Annotated in this window: 15 protein-coding genes; 5 read left to right on the top strand and 10 right to left on the bottom strand. The window is 33.6% G+C overall.

The annotated features are described in order from the left end of the window. Nucleotides 1-82 precede the first annotated feature (82 nt). The 4 genes from BSF41_RS19050 to BSF41_RS19035 form a co-directional block, all read right to left on the bottom strand. A complete protein-coding gene (locus tag BSF41_RS19050) occupies nt 83-2,320 on the bottom strand; it encodes a cation:proton antiporter (protein WP_095931083.1) in 2,238 nt (745 codons plus the stop codon). 216 nt (nt 2,321-2,536) lie between these two features. Next, nucleotides 2,537-3,883 (bottom strand): adenylosuccinate lyase, encoded by a 1,347-nt coding sequence (gene purB / locus BSF41_RS19045; RefSeq protein WP_095931082.1) that lies wholly within the window; start codon nt 3,881-3,883, stop codon nt 2,537-2,539. 68 nt (nt 3,884-3,951) lie between these two features. Then, complete coding sequence (locus tag BSF41_RS19040) at nt 3,952-4,644, bottom strand: sterol desaturase family protein (protein WP_095931081.1); 693 nt, start codon at nt 4,642-4,644, stop codon at nt 3,952-3,954. Then, nucleotides 4,641-5,342: an NAD-dependent deacylase gene (locus BSF41_RS19035; protein ID WP_095931080.1), complete on the bottom strand. Its 702-nt coding sequence runs from the start codon at nt 5,340-5,342 to the stop codon at nt 4,641-4,643. Before BSF41_RS19035 ends, BSF41_RS19040 begins: the two co-directional genes overlap by 4 nt. A 134-nt stretch (nt 5,343-5,476) precedes the next feature. Between BSF41_RS19035 and cysC the strand changes: the two genes are divergently transcribed. From cysC to BSF41_RS19015, 4 genes are read left to right on the top strand one after another with little or no spacing between them, the layout of a single operon-like run. Continuing rightward, a complete protein-coding gene (cysC, locus tag BSF41_RS19030) occupies nt 5,477-6,004 on the top strand; it encodes an adenylyl-sulfate kinase (RefSeq protein WP_095931079.1) in 528 nt (175 codons plus the stop codon). Between the two features lie 4 nt (nt 6,005-6,008). Beyond that, nucleotides 6,009-6,695 (top strand): aspartyl/asparaginyl beta-hydroxylase domain-containing protein, encoded by a 687-nt coding sequence (locus tag BSF41_RS19025; protein ID WP_095931078.1) that lies wholly within the window; start codon nt 6,009-6,011, stop codon nt 6,693-6,695. Nucleotides 6,696-6,699: 4 nt separating this feature from the next. Beyond that, a complete protein-coding gene (locus BSF41_RS19020; protein WP_095931077.1) occupies nt 6,700-7,668 on the top strand; it encodes a sulfotransferase family protein in 969 nt (322 codons plus the stop codon). Between the two features lie 60 nt (nt 7,669-7,728). Next, complete coding sequence (locus tag BSF41_RS19015; RefSeq protein WP_095931076.1) at nt 7,729-8,394, top strand: RNA methyltransferase; 666 nt, start codon at nt 7,729-7,731, stop codon at nt 8,392-8,394. Nucleotides 8,395-8,573: 179 nt separating this feature from the next. Here BSF41_RS19015 and secA read toward each other — a convergent pair whose 3' ends face one another. The 4 genes from secA to BSF41_RS18995 all read right to left on the bottom strand — a co-directional run bounded on the left by secA (nt 8,574) and on the right by BSF41_RS18995 (nt 13,894). Further along, nucleotides 8,574-11,918: a preprotein translocase subunit SecA gene (gene secA / locus BSF41_RS19010; RefSeq protein WP_095931075.1), complete on the bottom strand. Its 3,345-nt coding sequence runs from the start codon at nt 11,916-11,918 to the stop codon at nt 8,574-8,576. Between the two features lie 87 nt (nt 11,919-12,005). Then, nucleotides 12,006-12,227, bottom strand: a complete 222-nt coding sequence (locus BSF41_RS19005; protein WP_007138072.1) for a DUF2795 domain-containing protein — start codon at nt 12,225-12,227, stop codon at nt 12,006-12,008. A gap of 262 nt (nt 12,228-12,489) precedes the next feature. Further along, nucleotides 12,490-13,059: a cob(I)yrinic acid a,c-diamide adenosyltransferase gene (locus BSF41_RS19000; protein ID WP_095931074.1), complete on the bottom strand. Its 570-nt coding sequence runs from the start codon at nt 13,057-13,059 to the stop codon at nt 12,490-12,492. Between the two features lie 142 nt (nt 13,060-13,201). After that, nucleotides 13,202-13,894 (bottom strand): ABC transporter ATP-binding protein, encoded by a 693-nt coding sequence (locus tag BSF41_RS18995; RefSeq protein WP_095931073.1) that lies wholly within the window; start codon nt 13,892-13,894, stop codon nt 13,202-13,204. A 291-nt stretch (nt 13,895-14,185) separates the two neighbouring features. On the opposite strand from BSF41_RS18995, the gene BSF41_RS18990 reads away from it, so the two are divergent. Continuing rightward, complete coding sequence (locus tag BSF41_RS18990; protein WP_095931072.1) at nt 14,186-14,845, top strand: DUF6565 domain-containing protein; 660 nt, start codon at nt 14,186-14,188, stop codon at nt 14,843-14,845. 57 nt (nt 14,846-14,902) lie between these two features. Here the strand turns inward: BSF41_RS18990 and BSF41_RS18985 are convergent, their stop codons facing one another. Both BSF41_RS18985 and BSF41_RS18980 read right to left on the bottom strand, forming a co-directional pair. Beyond that, nucleotides 14,903-15,682, bottom strand: coding sequence for an O-methyltransferase (locus BSF41_RS18985; protein WP_095931071.1), 780 nt, complete (start codon nt 15,680-15,682; stop codon nt 14,903-14,905). 21 nt (nt 15,683-15,703) lie between these two features. Then, on the bottom strand, nt 15,704-16,186 hold the full coding sequence (locus BSF41_RS18980) for an FKBP-type peptidyl-prolyl cis-trans isomerase (protein ID WP_095931070.1): 483 nt from the start codon (nt 16,184-16,186) through the stop codon (nt 15,704-15,706). Between the last annotated feature and the right edge of the window lie 13 nt (nt 16,187-16,199).

Below are 16,199 nucleotides of genomic sequence, written 5' to 3'. Positions count from 1 at the left end.
TGAAAAGCAAAGAAAATTAAAAAGCGTTGAGACTTTCAATTTATGAAAATTTCAACGCTTTATATATAAAAGGCTCAGAACCTTACTTGGCTGCCAACAAAGCATTCATTTTTTTCTTGTCTCCTACAACCCACAGAATGTCATTTTTCTCCAAGATCAAACTAGATTCAGGATTTAAGATACGATTTCCGTTTCGTTCAATTCCTACAACCATCCCATCTGTTTTGGCTCTGAATTGTCCGATGCTTTTTTGAATAAATTCGTCTTGAGAAACTTCAAGCTGACGTAAAACAATATCGGTTTCTTCTACTTTTGCAGGCGGTTCTGTTTCGTTTTGAGTTAAGAATTTTGTGAATTCTGTAATTTGAGCATCAGTTCCGATTACGCAAATTTCGTCGCCTGGAAATAATCGTTCGGTTTTAGTAGGAATCGGAATTGTGACTTCTCCTCGCTTAATGTAAGCGATATTAATTCCTAATTGCTCGCGAATTTTAAGTTCTTGTAAAGTTTGTCCGACCAGATTAGATTCCTTTTTAATTTCGAAGAAAGACATGTGTCCGTCCCATGGCATTAAATTAGCATATCTTCTGTCGATCTTTTTGTTTTCACGATCGTTAAGATTCTTTAAAAAGTGACTTTCAATTCTGTGGTATTGCTCGTTTAATTTTTTAGGAAAAAGTTGATAAGCTCCAATTGCAATAATCAGCGCGACGAAAGCAACCAAAGGAGAGAAGAAAATATTCAATAAAAACCCGACAAAGAATAAACCAAGGCTCATTCTAATCAAAATAAGCATTAAAAGTGCACCACGATATTTACGTTCTTCCCAAAGTGCTTCAACTTCATCTACTTTTACACGACGAAGCGAAAGTGCCCATAAAAACGGTGCAATTACAACCAAAGTTAGTAAAGCAGCCAAAGTATTTCCGAATCGTGTATCGGCTACTAAAGGCGCTACAAATTTAGATGACAATAATATGATGGCAGTAATAATGATCGTATGAAGAACAATTTGAGTAATCGAAGAACGAAGAACAATCTGCCAAGTACTGACAGATTTAATCGCTTGGGCATTCACACTATAACGGTTAATATTTTTAACCCACCTTTTAGGCATTTTTGCTTCTAAAAAGAAAGCAAACCGCTCTGAATATTTAATTAAGAAAGGAGTAGTAAATGTAGTAATTGCAGATACTGCCACAATAATAGGATATAAGAAATCGCTGGTAACTTTTAAAGTCATTCCAAGCGTTGCAATAATAAAAGAGAACTCTCCAATTTGAGCCAAACTCATCCCGGTTTGAACAGATTGTTTTAAAGGTTGGCCAGAAATTAAAGCTCCGATAGAAGAACTGAATGCTTTTCCGAAGATGGTCAATAAAGTGATTATAGCCACAGGAAGAGCATAATTAACCAATGTTATAGGGTTGATTAACATTCCTACTGATACAAAGAAAACAGCACCAAAGAAATCTTTTACGGGCTGAATTAAATGTTCGATTTTTTCTGCCATTGTAGTTTCAGCAATAATAGATCCCATAATGAAAGCGCCTAACGCTGGAGAGAAACCAACATTTGAAGCAAAAATCACCATCATTAAGCATAAGGCTAATGAGATAATGAGCAGCATTTCGTCTGTTAATAGATGTTTTGCTTTTTTGAAGATGGTTGGAATAATAAAAATCCCTCCTAAAAACCAGATGATTAAAAAGAAAACAAGTTTTAAAACAGATTGCAATAATGCAGTTCCAGAAACCTGATCGCTTACGGCAATAGTTGATAATAAAACAAGCATTAAGATGGCAACTATATCTTCTACAATTAAAGCTCCGAAAACAATCCCTACGAATTTTTTTCCTTTAACTCCCAATTCGTCAAAAGCTCTAATGATAATGGTTGTGGATGAAATAGAAAGTGTGGCTCCTAAGAAAATACTATCCATTTTTCCCCAGCCCATCCATTGCCCGACTGCATAACCAATTACGGTCATAAACAAAATCTGGGTTATGGCGGTGACAGACGAAGTCCCTCCAACCTTCATTAGTTTCTTAAAGCTGAATTCGAGTCCTAAACTGAAAAGTAAAAATATAACCCCGATTTCGGCCCAGACTTCAACACTTTTCATGTCGGTTATAGATGGGAAAAAATCAAAATGGTTTCCAGCCAAAAAACCTGCAATCAGGTAGCCTAAAACCAAAGGTTGTTTCAATCTTCTAAATAATAGAACGGCAATTGCGGCAGTCATTAGGATTAAACCTAAATCACTAATTAAAGGTTGTAAGTGGTGTGTAGTTTCAGCAGCGGCGCTTAGTGCAATCATAGGTGGTATTTTAGTTTTCAGTGAGCTTGATCCAGCTTTTTATTTAAAGTTTTTTGTTCAAACTCTGGCTTTCTGAACAAAACGACTTTTTTAATGTAATTCACTGAACTCCAACTAAAATAAAGTTAAGTGAAGTAATCTGGACTACCCCAGGTTAAATAAAAAAAGCTATCTCGATAAAGATAGCTTTTTTTGATAAAATATTTGGTGTTTTTCTTAAATTCCTGTGTAGTTACTAGGTGTTATCGCTAATAATTCTGCTCTAACTGCATCTGAAACTTCCAAAGTTGCAATGAAGTTATGAATCGCATTTTTGTCAATCGCTTCATTAGTTCTAGTCAAACCTTTTAAAGCTTCATACGGATTTGGATAAGCTTCGCGACGTAAAATTGTCTGAATAGCTTCAGCCACAACTGCCCAGTTTCTCTCTAAATCTTCAGCAAATTTGTTTTCGTTTAAAAGTAATTTGTTTAAACCTTTCAAAGTAGCTTCAAATGCAATAATAGTATGTCCGAAAGGAACACCAACATTACGTAAAACAGTACTGTCAGTTAAGTCACGCTGTAATCTTGAAACAGGAAGTTTTGCAGCCAAGTGTTCAAAAATTGCATTTGCAATTCCTAAGTTTCCTTCAGAATTTTCAAAATCGATTGGGTTTACTTTATGAGGCATTGCAGACGAACCAATTTCTCCCGCTTTAATTTTTTGCTTAAAGTAATCCATTGATACATATGTCCAAATATCACGATCTAAATCGATGATGATCGTATTGATCCTTTTTAAAGCATCAAAGAAAGCTGCGAAATGATCATAATGCTCGATTTGAGTTGTTGGGAAAGAATGTTTTAAACCAAGATCGGTTTCAACAAATTTATTTCCGAATTGTTTCCAGTCAATTTGCGGGTAAGCTACGTGATGCGCATTAAAGTTTCCTGTTGCTCCTCCAAATTTAGCAGCAAACGGAATATTGAATAACAAACGCATTTGTTCTTCTAAACGTTCTACGAAAACCAAAATCTCTTTTCCTAAACGAGTAGGAGATGCTGGTTGTCCGTGTGTACGTGCCAACATCGGGATGTCTTTCCATTCAACACTTAATTCTTTTAATTTTGCAATTACTGCGATTAAGGTTGGCATATAAACTTGCTCAAACGCTTCTTTTGTAGAAAGCGGAATAGCAGTGTTGTTAATATCTTGAGATGTTAATCCGAAGTGAATGAACTCTTTGTACTGAGATAAACCTAATTTCTCAAAAGCATCTTTAATAAAGTATTCAACTGCTTTTACGTCGTGGTTGGTTACTTTTTCTGTTTCTTTAATCCAAAGTGCATCTTCTGTTGAGAAGTTTTTGTAGATATTTCTCAAGCTTTCAAATAAACTAGAGTCAATACCTTGTAACTGAGGTAATGGAATTTTGCATAAAGAAATGAAGTATTCCACTTCAACCAAAACGCGGTATTTTATTAAAGCTTCTTCAGAGAAGAAAGGTGCTAAATTTTGAGTTTTATTTCTATATCTTCCATCGATTGGCGATATAGCATTCAATTCGTTTAGAGTAGTCATTGTTATGTTGTTTTTCGAAAGGTGCAAATATAAGGTATTGTTAAAACTTCTGAAAGCTATATTAGAGCTTAAATTATGGTTTTGAAAATTTTATCCCAGATTGTGAAGTAAAAACCGTAATTGTGAGATTCATTTTTATGATGATCATTATGAAATTTAGTAGTCGATATCCATTTTGTGAAGTAATTGTTGTACCAGAAAGATGGAAATATGTCTTTTTTTAAATGTCCAAATATTCCATAAGAAAGATTGAGAATCAAATAAATAATGATGCTCAGATAATTAAAAGTAAAAATCGTAATTAAAAACAGCCATATAAAACCGAAACCTAGAGTTTCTATCGGATGAAGCACATATAAACTATAAACATTCGTTTCAACATGTGTATGATGCAGTTTATGAATGGGGTAAAGCCATTTTAAATGATGAACCAGAAAATGAAAAATAAACATAAAAAGATCCATTAAAAGAATCAATAAAAGTGTATCAAAAATGATAAGTTTTAAGGATCCAGAAAAATCTATGTTCAGTATTCCGTAGCGATATAATTCAAAACCTATTAAAGTGATGAATGTGTTGCAAAGCAGTGTAGAAAACACCCATTTTCGATCTTTATTTTTTAAAACGGTGTTCTCAGATTCGATTACTTTTCCAATTAAAACAGATAAACCTACTAACGCTGCATTTTCTATTAAAAAGAAAACAAAGAGCCAGAATATATTAAACTGAAATAACTGCTGTAGCCAGCTTTCAAAAATCATGTTGTTTTTTCTAAGGTAAGTAATTTTTCTCTTAAATCGGCGACTCCTTCGGAAGCAAATTTGGCAATGGTTTCAACTTTATTTCGAAGGTTCGGAATCGAAATTGGTTTCGGATCAATATAGAAAACCGGTGTTGTACTTGGAGTATAAGCAATTAATCCAGCAGCTGGATAAACCTGAAGCGAAGTTCCAATTACGGCAAAATAATCTGCGGTTTCTGTAATGTCAATAGCTTCTTCAAGTGCAGGAACTTCTTCGCCAAACCAAACAATATGCGGACGCAATTGATGCCTGTTTGTATCTAAATCTCCAGTTTGCAAATCTTCGGTCCAGTCTAAAATTAGATTTTTATTTTGTGTGCTACGTACTTTTAATAATTCGCCATGCAAATGCAAAACATTTGTGCTTCCTGCACGTTCATGAAGATCGTCAACATTTTGAGTGATAATTTGTACGTCAAAATCTTTTTCCAATTCAGCCAAAATGATATGCCCAAGATTGGGATTGACTTCTTTTAACTGCTGGCGTCTTTTGTTGTAAAAATCGAGAACCAATTCTTGATTTTTATGCCAGCCTTCTGGAGTTGCAACTTCCATCACATCATGCCCTTCCCAAAGACCATCACTGTCTCGAAAAGTTTTAATTCCGCTCTCAGCACTTATTCCTGCTCCTGTTAAAACAACAAGTTTCTTTTTCATTTTTAGTTTAATTAAAAGATAAAAATAGTGATTTCTTTGTTCAAATGTCTAGTAAATAAAGGGTATTTATACTCTTTGTCTCTCGTTCTAAATTATTTAGTTTTAATGTCACGTTTTATAAAAGTGATGCTAAAATGATTTTAATTCAATTTACAGGATTATCTGGTTCGGGAAAAACGACATTGGCAGAAAATGTCAGACATCTTTTACTTCAAAATAATTATGAAGCCGAAATTGTAGATGGTGATGTGTACCGACAAACGATCTGTAAAGATTTGGGATTTTCTAAAGAAGACCGTTGCGAAAATGTAAGACGTCTTTTTAATGTTGGGCGAAATTTAATTGAGGAAAAGAAAATAGTTCTCATGTCGGTTATTAATCCATATGAAAATCTTAGAAATGAATTAAGGTCTTTTGAATTTGTAAAAACGGTATTTCTGGATTGCGCCATTTCTAATTTGATCGAAAGAGATCCAAAAGGCTTATACAAAAGAGCCTTGCTGCCAGACAGTGATCAAAATAAAATTAAAAGTTTTACAGGAATAAGCGATGTTTTTGAAATTCCGAAAAAAGCAGATTTAGTATTAAAAACAGATTCTGAAACCGTTTCAGCTTCTACCAATAAACTCTACCATTTTATACTTAGCAATTTAAATTTTTAAGGTTATGAATCCTTCTTCTTGTCAGCTTCCGATTTCTTTCTCGATAGAAAAACTGCAAAATGATTTATTGATTTGCGAAACCAATTTATGGACACCACATTTTAATACCAATCGATATGAAGGAAATTGGACAAGTGTTTCTTTACGATCGCAATCGGGTTTAGAGAATGATATTTTTTCTTTTCCAGATAAAGAGTATAAAAATACGACTTTGCTTGACAGTTGCTCTTATTTTAAAGAAATAATGGATTGGTTTGAATGCGAAAAAGAGGCCGTAAGATTATTAAGACTTGGGCCTAATAGCGAAATTAAAGAACATGTTGATAATGATACTTCATATGAAGATGGATTTTTTAGAATTCATGTTCCAATTATTACAAACTCGGAAGTTTATTTTTATGTCAATCATCAGAAAGTTCCAATGAAAATGGGAGAATGCTGGTACGCCAATTTTCAGTTGCCACATAGCGTGCTGAACAAAAGCCCAGAACCTAGAATTCATTTAACTTTGGATTGCATTAGAAATGAATGGTCTGATGAATTATTTTCTAAAATGGGTTTTGATCTGAATTATGTGCCAAAATATGAATGTTCAGACGAAGTGAAAAGACAAGTTATTGCGGAGCTTTCTAGAAATCCATCGGAGACAAATGATAAGATTATTGCCGAACTTCAATCTCAAATGAAATAATAAAATGGAAAAGGTAAAAGATTTTATTTCAAATTGGATTCCGATTAAATTGATCGAAAAAGATAATGAGGTTTATTTCGAATGGACTTATTTTGCTGATATACCATTTGCAGAACCTTTTTTTGAAGAAACCATTGTAAAATGCCAAAGCCATGACTACAATTCAAAATCATTTAAATTAATAAGTACAGCAGAGAATATTATTGACTGGTCTAAAGAACTCGATTTTGTAGAATTAAAAGGATTGGTTTTTCATGTGTCAAGATGCGGATCTACCATGTTGAGTCAGTCTCTTGCCACTTCATCTGAAAATATAATGGTTTCTGAAGCTCCTATCATCGATCAGATTTTAAGAAGTAATGCTTTTGATTCCGCCATGAAAACCACTTTGCTGAAATCGGTTTTGAGATTCTTAGGGCAAAAAAGATTTTCTGAACAAAAACATTTGATTATAAAACTAGATGCTTGGAGTATTTTTAAAGCTTCTTATTTAAGATCTGTTTTTCCTGAAATTCCGTTTGCATTATTGTACCGAAATCCAGGAGAAGTTTTGAGATCGCATCAAAAAATGGCAGGCATGCACATGATTCCAAATTTAATTCCTTCAAGTGTTTTCGGAATCACTTCTAAAGAAGTTGAAGAAGTAAGTTTTCAGCAATATCAAGTTTTGGTTTTAGAGAAGTATTTTCAAAGTTTTCTAGATTTTTACGAAAGAGACCAAAATATAATAATGCTTAATTACAATGATGGAATGAAGAATGTAATAGAGCGATTCATAGCTTTTATTAATGTTGATTTTTCTGAAAGTGAATTGAACGCTATGCTGGAACGTCTTAAAAAACATTCTAAAAATGAACAAGCAGTTTTTACGGGAGATTCATATAAAGACGATATTTTGTCTGTGAATTTGGCTCAGCTTCATGCTTTGCACGAAAAACTTAATGTCAATTTTATTGCAGATTTGACAGGCTGAAAAATAAGGTGAAGTCTTCTTTCTCTTTTATTTATTATTTTTGCGCCAAACATAAATAAAATGATTGATTTAGATTACCTCGCATTCTTAGAAAATATATTGACAGAAAACAGAAAAGCTAATTTTTTAAAAGTACTAGAAAATAGAACAAAGCATTTTACAGTTGCAGTAGAAGATGTTTATCAAATGCACAATACAAGCGCAGTAATGCGAAGCTGTGAAGTTTTTGGAATTCAGGAATTAAATGTAATTGAACAGCGTTTTGGAAAAAGAATCGACAAAGAAATTGCTTTGGGTGCGCAAAAATGGGTTGACATCAATCGATTTGATTCGGTTTCAGGATGCCTTTCCGATTTAAAAAGTAAAGGATATCAAATTATTGCGACTACTCCGCACGAGAAAGATTGCATGTTGGAAGATTTCGATATTACAAAACCAAGTGCTTTATTCTTTGGAACAGAAAAAGAAGGATTGTCACAAGAAATTATGGACAACGCCGATGGTTTCTTAAAAATACCTATGGTTGGTTTTACAGAAAGTTTAAATATTTCTGTGTCGGCTGCCATTATCATTCAAAGTTTAACCAATAGACTTCGCAGATCTGATATTAATTGGAAATTGACAGAGGAAGAAATTTTAGTAAAACGCTTACTTTGGGCGAAAAACTCTATCAAAGATATAAAACGAATTGAAGAACGTTATTATCAGGATAACCCGAGGGATTAGTGTTCAGTATTTAGTGATCAGTCTCAGTCTCAGTTTTAGGACGAGGGAGTGAATTGGAAATAAAGATAATTTTCCATAAAAAAAGACCGATAGTTGAAACTATCGGTCTTTTTTTATGGAATTTATAAGTATCAGCCTATACTGTAAACTGTGCCTGCGACTGAATACTTAAAATATTATTAGTTAATTAAAACCCAAGTTCCAGCTGCTATTAAAGCTTCAGCTTTTTTGTACTTCATTGTTTCTGTTTTACCAGTAGCAACTTCTTGAACTACAACCGTATCATTTCTGTTGATTTTTGGCATATCTCTAACGATAGTTTCTGTAACTTGACGTTGTTGAGTTTCTCCAGCTTCACGGTTGATGCTTTCGCTATTTGGGATTTCGTCTTTACTTAATTGTAAATTTTCTTTTGGACGAGCGACTTCTCTTGCTTCGTGAATTTCAGGAGCGTTTTGAGCTGGTAAATCACCTTTGAATAAGAATGAAATAACTTCTTTGTTAACGTTATCCAACATTCCTCTAAACAAGTTGAAAGCTTCTAATTTGTAAATAAGCAATGGATCTTTTTGTTCGTGAACAGCCAATTGAACAGATTGTTTCAATTCGTCCATTTTACGTAAGTGTTTTTTCCAAGCTTCATCCACAATAGAAAGTGTGATGTTTTTCTCGAAATCAGCAATTAATTGAGCACCTTGGCTATCATAAGCTTTTTTCAAGTCAGTTACCACATTCAAAGTTTTGATTCCGTCTGTAAATGGAACTACGATTCTTTCAAAATGATTGTTTGGCTCTTCGTAAACTCCTTTGATAATTGGGAAAGCTTCTCTAGCGCTTCTTTCTGTTTTTTCAGTATAGAAAGCTAAAGCTTCTTTGTACACTTTTCCAGTAACTTCAATATCAGATAATTTTAAGAAATCTGCTTCAGAGATTGGAGAAGTGATTCCGAAATAACGAATTAAATCAAACTCATATCCTTTAAAATCATTTGTTACTTTACTGTTGCTTACGATTAATTCGCAAGTATCGTAAAGCATATTCGCGATATCCAGTTTCAAACGCTCTCCGAACAATGCGTGACGACGACGTTTGTAAACTACTTCACGTTGAGAGTTCATTACGTCATCATATTCTAATAAACGTTTACGAACACCAAAGTTGTTTTCTTCTACTTTTTTCTGAGCACGTTCGATAGATTTAGTCATCATAGAATGCTGAATAACTTCACCTTCTTTCAATCCCATTCTGTCCATTACTTTCGCAACTCTTTCAGAACCGAATAAACGCATTAAGTTGTCTTCAAGAGAAACATAGAATTGAGAACTTCCTGGATCTCCTTGACGACCAGAACGACCACGTAACTGTCTGTCTACACGACGAGAATCATGACGCTCTGTACCAACAATTGCTAAACCTCCTGCAGCTTTTACTTCTGGAGATAATTTAATATCGGTACCACGACCAGCCATGTTTGTTGCAATAGTTACAACTCCAGCTTTACCCGCTTCTTCAACGATTTGTGCCTCTTGCTTGTGCATTTTAGCGTTCAATACGTTGTGTGTGATTCCTCTCATTTTAAGCATACGGCTTAATAATTCTGAAATCTCTACAGAAGTTGTTCCTATTAATACTGGTCTTCCAGCTTGAGATAGTTCAGTAACATCTTCGATTACAGCGTTGAATTTCTCACGTGTTGTTTTGTAGATATAATCTTCCTTGTCAATTCTTGCAATTCCACGGTTTGTTGGAATTTCAACAACATCCAATTTATAAATCTGCCATAACTCTCCTGCTTCTGTAACAGCTGTACCAGTCATACCAGCCAGTTTGTTGTACATTCTGAAGTAATTCTGTAATGTAACAGTTGCAAAAGTTTGAGTTGCAGCTTCGATTTTTACGTTTTCTTTTGCTTCGATCGCTTGGTGAAGACCGTCTGAATAACGACGCCCGTCCATGATACGACCTGTTTGCTCATCGACAATCATAATTTTGTTGTCCATGATAACGTACTCTACATCTTTTTCAAATAAAGCATATGCTTTTAAAAGCTGAGTAAGAGTATGAATACGCTCGCTTTTTACTCCAAAATCTTGGAATAATCTTTCTTTGGCTTCAGCTTCAGCGTCTTTATCTAATTTTTGTTTTTCAATTGCAGCGATTTCTGTTCCAATGTCTGGTAAAACGAAGAAATCTGCATCAGTATCTCCAGAAAGGTATTTAATACCATTGTCTGTTAATTCTACTTGATTGTTTTTCTCTTCAATCACAAAATACAAAGCTTCGTCTACTTTGTGCATTTCGCGATTGTTATCTTGCATGTATTGATTTTCAGTTTTTTGAAGCAATTGTTTAATTCCTTCTTCACTTAAAAATTTAATTAATGCTTTATTTTTAGGTAAACTTCTGTAAGCTCTTAATAATTGGAAACCTCCATCTTTAGTATTACCTTCTTTAATTAATTTTTTAGCTTCAGCCAAGAAACCATTCGCTAACTGACGTTGTTGTGCAACTAAGTTTTCGATTTTTGGTTTCAATTCGTTGAATTCGTGACGATCTCCTTGAGGAACTGGTCCAGAGATAATAAGAGGTGTTCTAGCATCATCAATTAATACAGAGTCAACCTCGTCGACAATTGCAAAATTGTGTTTTCTCTGCACTAAATCGCTTGGAGAGTGCGCCATATTATCTCTTAAGTAATCAAAACCAAACTCATTGTTAGTTCCGTAAGTAATATCAGCATCGTAAGCTTTTTTTCTTTGCTCTGTACTTGGCTGGTGATTATCGATACAATCAACAGATAAACCGTGGAATTCGAATAAAGGAGCTTTCCAAGTACTATCACGTTTTGCCAAGTAGTCATTCACTGTTACTAAGTGAACTCCATTTCCAGTCAAAGCATTTAAATAAAGTGGAAGAGTAGCAACCAAAGTTTTACCTTCTCCCGTTTGCATTTCAGCAACTTTACCTTCGTGTAATACCATACCACCAATTAACTGAACATCATAGTGAATCATGTCCCAAGTGATGTCTTTTCCAGCAGCATTCCATTTGTTTGCCCAGATCGCTTTTTCGCCATCAATAGTAATGTATGATTTTGTTGCTGAGAATTCGCGGTCTTTTGGAGTTGCAGTAACTTCAATATGAGAGTTCTCTTTAAAACGACGAGCCGTTTCTTTTACTACAGAAAACGCTTCTGGAAGAATTTCCAATAAAGTTTTTTCAGAGATTTCATAAGCCTCTTTTTCAAGAGCATCTATTGCATCATAAATGTCTTCTCTTTTATCGATGTCTTCGATGTTTTCTACTTCTGCTTTAAGCGAAGCAATTTTAGCATCTTTATCAGCTCTAGCTTCTTTTATTCTGTCTTTAAAATAAACGGTTCTTCCTCTTAACTCGTCGTTTGATAGACTCATTAAAGGAGCTTCGAATGTTTTAATTTTGTTTAAGTAAGGTTGTAAAGCTTTGACATCTTTCTGCGACTTATCGCCGACAAAGACTTTAATAATACTGTTTATGAAACTCATGATTTATTGTATTTCTTTATTATATATATGTATTTGAACCAAAAAAAAAGTCTCTATGATGAGAGACTTTTTCCTTTGGTTTATTTTTTAATATTCATCCTCATTCCAAAGATAATCTTCGTCTGTTGGATAATCAGGCCAAATTTCTTCCATTGATTCATATATCTCACCTTCGTCTTCGATTGATTGAAGGTTTTCTACTACTTCTAATGGAGCACCTGCTCTGATAGCGTAGTCTATAAGTTCATCTTTGTTAGCAGGCCATGGCGCATCACTTAAATAAGATGCTAATTCTAATGTCCAATACATCTGTTATCTGTTTAGTTTGTGCAAAAATAAATTTTTTACTGAAAAAGACAAGTAAATTTTGATTTATTTTAATAAAATTTAAGAACGTCGATTATTAAATTCCAATTTTTAAATTCCAAACTTCAAAAAAGAAGTTTAAAAACCAATATTTAAATTCCAAATCCCAATGTTGGAAGGCTTTTTTTGTTTTTTATAAATTCAAAAGAATTTAAATTTTTCTCTTGGAATTTGGGATTTCAAAAATTTGGAATTTTCAGAAAATTCATTTTCTGGGTATCCATTTCACTTCCTCCGCTTTTAAGTCTGAGGACAACTTTCGTGCCAAGACAAAAAGGTAGTCAGAAAGTCGGTTTAAGTACGTGATTGCTATTTCAGGAACGTGTTCATTATGGCTTAAATGCACTGCTAAACGTTCTGCGCGACGACAAATACAGCGCGCTATATGACAATGTGACACGGTAGGATGGCCGCCTGGTAAAACAAAATGAGTCATTGGCGGAAGGCTTTCATCCATTTTATCTATTTCGTTTTCCAGTAATTCGATATCCGAATCAATTATGCCGAGATTTTCTAAACGAAGTTTCCCGTTTTTCAAAACTTCTTTTTCTTGTGGAGTTGCCAAAATGGCACCAACAGTAAAAAGGCGGTCTTGAATTTCGATTAAAATAGTTTTATAATGAGAATCCATTTCCTGATCGCGAATCAATCCGATATAAGAATTCAATTCGTCAACAGTTCCATAACTGTCAATTCTAATATGGTCTTTTGGTACACGCGTTCCTCCAAAAAGAGCCGTTGTTCCTTTATCGCCTGTTTTGGTATATACTTTCATTTTTTTTAAAGATGCTAAGGTTCTGAGATGCTAAGTTTTCTCTTCTTTGAGCTTATTTTTCTAGATTCTATCCCTAGAATTTATCTGGATTGAACTGAAATTATAAGTTTTTTTCCGATTAAACGATTAACCAAATAAACGATTAAACAGTTTTTCTCGTGTCGCTTTCAATTAGACCATCTCGCAAACGAATAATTCTATGTGCATAAGCGGCAATATCTTCTTCGTGAGTTACTAGTATTACAGTATTTCCTTGTGCATGAATATCTCCAAAAAGCTTCATAATTTCTACAGAGGTTTTACTGTCTAAGTTTCCAGTTGGCTCATCGGCTAGAATAATAGAGGGTCTGTTGACTAATGCTCTTGCAACCGCAACACGCTGACGCTGTCCTCCAGAAAGCTGGTTTGGCTGGTGATCCATTCTGTCGGCAAGATTAACCTGTTTTAAAACTTCTGTGGCACGAGCAATTCTTTCAGATTTTCCGTAACCAGCATAAATCATGGGTAAGGCAACATTATCTAAAGCCGTAGTTCTTGGCAAAAGATTGAAAGTCTGAAACACGAAACCAATTTCTTTATTTCTGATTTCTGCCAGTTCATCATCTTTCATTTTGCTTACATCTTTTCCATTTAAAATATAACGACCTGAAGTTGGAGTGTCTAAACAGCCTAATAAATTCATTAATGTAGATTTTCCTGATCCGGAAGGTCCCATTAAAGCAACGTATTCGCCTTTTTGTATTTCTAGATCTATTCCTTTTAAAACATAAACGATTTCATTTCCTAAAGTAAAATTTCGTTTGATGTCGGTTATTTTAATTAATGGTTCAGCCATTTTTTTTTACAATTTTGGATTTAAAAGTACAAAACACTTTTCAATAAAAAGGATAAGTAGTTCAGAATTGGTTTTTGTTACAAAACCTCTTTCGTAAATACGTTTTTATATAATATATTTTTAAAAGAGAATAATGTTATATCTTTTTTAAAATATTTTGCAATATTATCATTGTTTTGTGTTTTTTATAGTTTTAAGATGTTTTTAATTTTAAAAACATGATAATAATGTAATTTATTAAGAAAAGCGTTTGGTAAATTTGATTAATCAATTAATTAAATAATCAAGATTATGAAAAATATCAAAATAGCTACAGGAATTGCTTTATTAGTATTAGGGTTAACATCGTGTAAAGATGAAAAACAAGAAAGAGCTCAAAAAACAGTAGAGAACTATGTAATCTATGTTGACTCTGTTAAAAATGTGGCAGCTGCTGACTTAAAAGAGAATTGGAAAAGTGTAGAAGCAGAATATGATAGAAGATCTACCGAAGCGCAAGCTGCGTTGGCTGATATTAAAGATAATGCTGCCGCAACAGAAAAAATAAATGCAAGTAAAATTAAGTACGAGGAATTTAAAAATGAAATGACCGCCCAATTTGCCCCTCCAGCTCCTAGTCCGAAACAACAGTTAAGAGATGCGTTGTTTGGTGCAGGAAAAATTGGTGATGATATGAGTTTTAATTGGGTTAATGCCCAAAACATTCATAGCGTTTATCAGCAGTTTGTTCATACTGTAGAAAATAATAAAGATAAATATTCTAGAGAAGACTGGGATGAAATCAAATTAATGTATGAAGCTCTTGACAGCCGTAAAAATACAGTTGAAAAAGAAGGTTTAACAGCTGAAGATAATCGTAAAATTGCTGGTTTGAAAGTAAAATTTGCACCAATGTATACTGTAAATAGAATGGGAGCTAAATCTGAAGAAAACAAAGACGCAAAAAAATAAGATTTTAAAATTTTGAATTAGAAAATGAAAAAGACGATCAGAAATGATCGTCTTTTTTTATGCTCGAATTATAAAATGCTCTTTCAGTTGTTCTCGTCTAAAGAATACAAATCCCCATTGAAAAGTATCAATCGTAACTTTTACTTGAGGATGATTTTTGATGATTTCCCAAGCTTCTTCCATGTCTTCTGACCAATGAATATCGTCGAAAATCCATACAGAATCATTGTCGATCGTTGGTAGTAAAAGGTCAAAATAACCTAGAGTTGCTTTTTTAGAATGATTTCCGTCAAAATATATTAGGTTGTAATTTGTTGCTTGAATGTTCTCGGAAATTAAAAAAGATTCAAACTCAGAAATTACATTTTCAATATTATTACAATCAAATTCAGTCAATTGATTTTGGGCAACTTTTGCAGTATTTGGACAGCCTTCAATAGTAACGACTTTTGCTTTTGGGTTTCCTAAAGCTAGGGCAGAAGTTGCCAAACCCAAAGAAGTTCCTATTTCTAAAATATTTCCTGGCTTAAAGTAATTGGTAACACGAAACAGCAATTCTGCTCGTTTTGGCGAAATTCCTGCTGTTTGTGCAATTTTAGAAATTTGTCTTCGATTTGATTTAAAAACTCTGGAGCCTGCTCCAAAATCGGTTACTTCAATGAAGTTTTTATTTTCTAAAAGCGATTTTCTATATTTTTTTAGAATTGCATATTCAGGTTTTGTTTTCTTATCATAAAAACATTTTGTCAGTAAATTAAAAACAAACGGCGAATGAACGGCATGTTCGTTCTTAGAATGCCAAAGAAAGCTTAGATAAGATTTTATTTGAAAAAGCATCTAGAAATTTAGAATGAAAGATTAATTTACTTTAATCAATTTTACGTCGAAAATAAGTACCGAACCTCCCGGTATTGTCATGTAATCATAACTTCCGTAACCTAAACGAGATGGTATTAATAGAACTCCAGATCCTCCTTCTTTAAAATGAGGGATACCTTCTGTCCAACCTTTAATTACTTGATTTAAACCAAATGAAATTCCTGCATCTTTACTTTGATCAAAAACTTTTCCGTTTGTATAATAACCTTTATAAGCAACAGTTACATTAGAAGTAGAAGTTGGTTGAGCGCCATTACCTGGTTCTGTAATGATATAATAAAGGCCTGAATCGGTTCTGGTTGCAGTTAAATTATTTTTGGCTAAATAATCTTTAATGTCCTGTTCGTTTTGTTCTGTGAAATCTTTTGCTGGTTCAGATGTGTCTTTTTCTGTATCTTTTTCCGTGTTGTTGCAAGAAATAAATAAGGTTAAAGTAAATACTGCGGCTAATAGTTTTTTCATTGTGATATTTGTT

It is taken from the genome of Flavobacterium sp. ACN2, assembly GCF_002303885.1.
GTDB lineage: Bacteria > Bacteroidota > Bacteroidia > Flavobacteriales > Flavobacteriaceae > Flavobacterium.
The sequence above is the reverse complement of the archived record's forward strand: the minus strand, read 5'-3'. Positions and strand labels throughout refer to the sequence as shown.

Coding starts and splice junctions, on each gene's coding strand:
- BSF41_RS19050 (WP_095931083.1), bottom strand. CDS start 2,320: ATGATTGCACTAAGCGCCGCTGCTGAAACTACACACCACTTACAACCT.
- purB (WP_095931082.1), bottom strand. CDS start 3,883: ATGACTACTCTAAACGAATTGAATGCTATATCGCCAATCGATGGAAGA.
- BSF41_RS19040 (WP_095931081.1), bottom strand. CDS start 4,644: ATGATTTTTGAAAGCTGGCTACAGCAGTTATTTCAGTTTAATATATTC.
- BSF41_RS19035 (WP_095931080.1), bottom strand. CDS start 5,342: ATGAAAAAGAAACTTGTTGTTTTAACAGGAGCAGGAATAAGTGCTGAG.
- cysC (WP_095931079.1), top strand. CDS start 5,477: ATGATTTTAATTCAATTTACAGGATTATCTGGTTCGGGAAAAACGACA.
- BSF41_RS19025 (WP_095931078.1), top strand. CDS start 6,009: ATGAATCCTTCTTCTTGTCAGCTTCCGATTTCTTTCTCGATAGAAAAA.
- BSF41_RS19020 (WP_095931077.1), top strand. CDS start 6,700: ATGGAAAAGGTAAAAGATTTTATTTCAAATTGGATTCCGATTAAATTG.
- BSF41_RS19015 (WP_095931076.1), top strand. CDS start 7,729: ATGATTGATTTAGATTACCTCGCATTCTTAGAAAATATATTGACAGAA.
- secA (WP_095931075.1), bottom strand. CDS start 11,918: ATGAGTTTCATAAACAGTATTATTAAAGTCTTTGTCGGCGATAAGTCG.
- BSF41_RS19005 (WP_007138072.1), bottom strand. CDS start 12,227: ATGTATTGGACATTAGAATTAGCATCTTATTTAAGTGATGCGCCATGG.
- BSF41_RS19000 (WP_095931074.1), bottom strand. CDS start 13,059: ATGAAAGTATATACCAAAACAGGCGATAAAGGAACAACGGCTCTTTTT.
- BSF41_RS18995 (WP_095931073.1), bottom strand. CDS start 13,894: ATGGCTGAACCATTAATTAAAATAACCGACATCAAACGAAATTTTACT.
- BSF41_RS18990 (WP_095931072.1), top strand. CDS start 14,186: ATGAAAAATATCAAAATAGCTACAGGAATTGCTTTATTAGTATTAGGG.
- BSF41_RS18985 (WP_095931071.1), bottom strand. CDS start 15,682: ATGCTTTTTCAAATAAAATCTTATCTAAGCTTTCTTTGGCATTCTAAG.
- BSF41_RS18980 (WP_095931070.1), bottom strand. CDS start 16,186: ATGAAAAAACTATTAGCCGCAGTATTTACTTTAACCTTATTTATTTCT.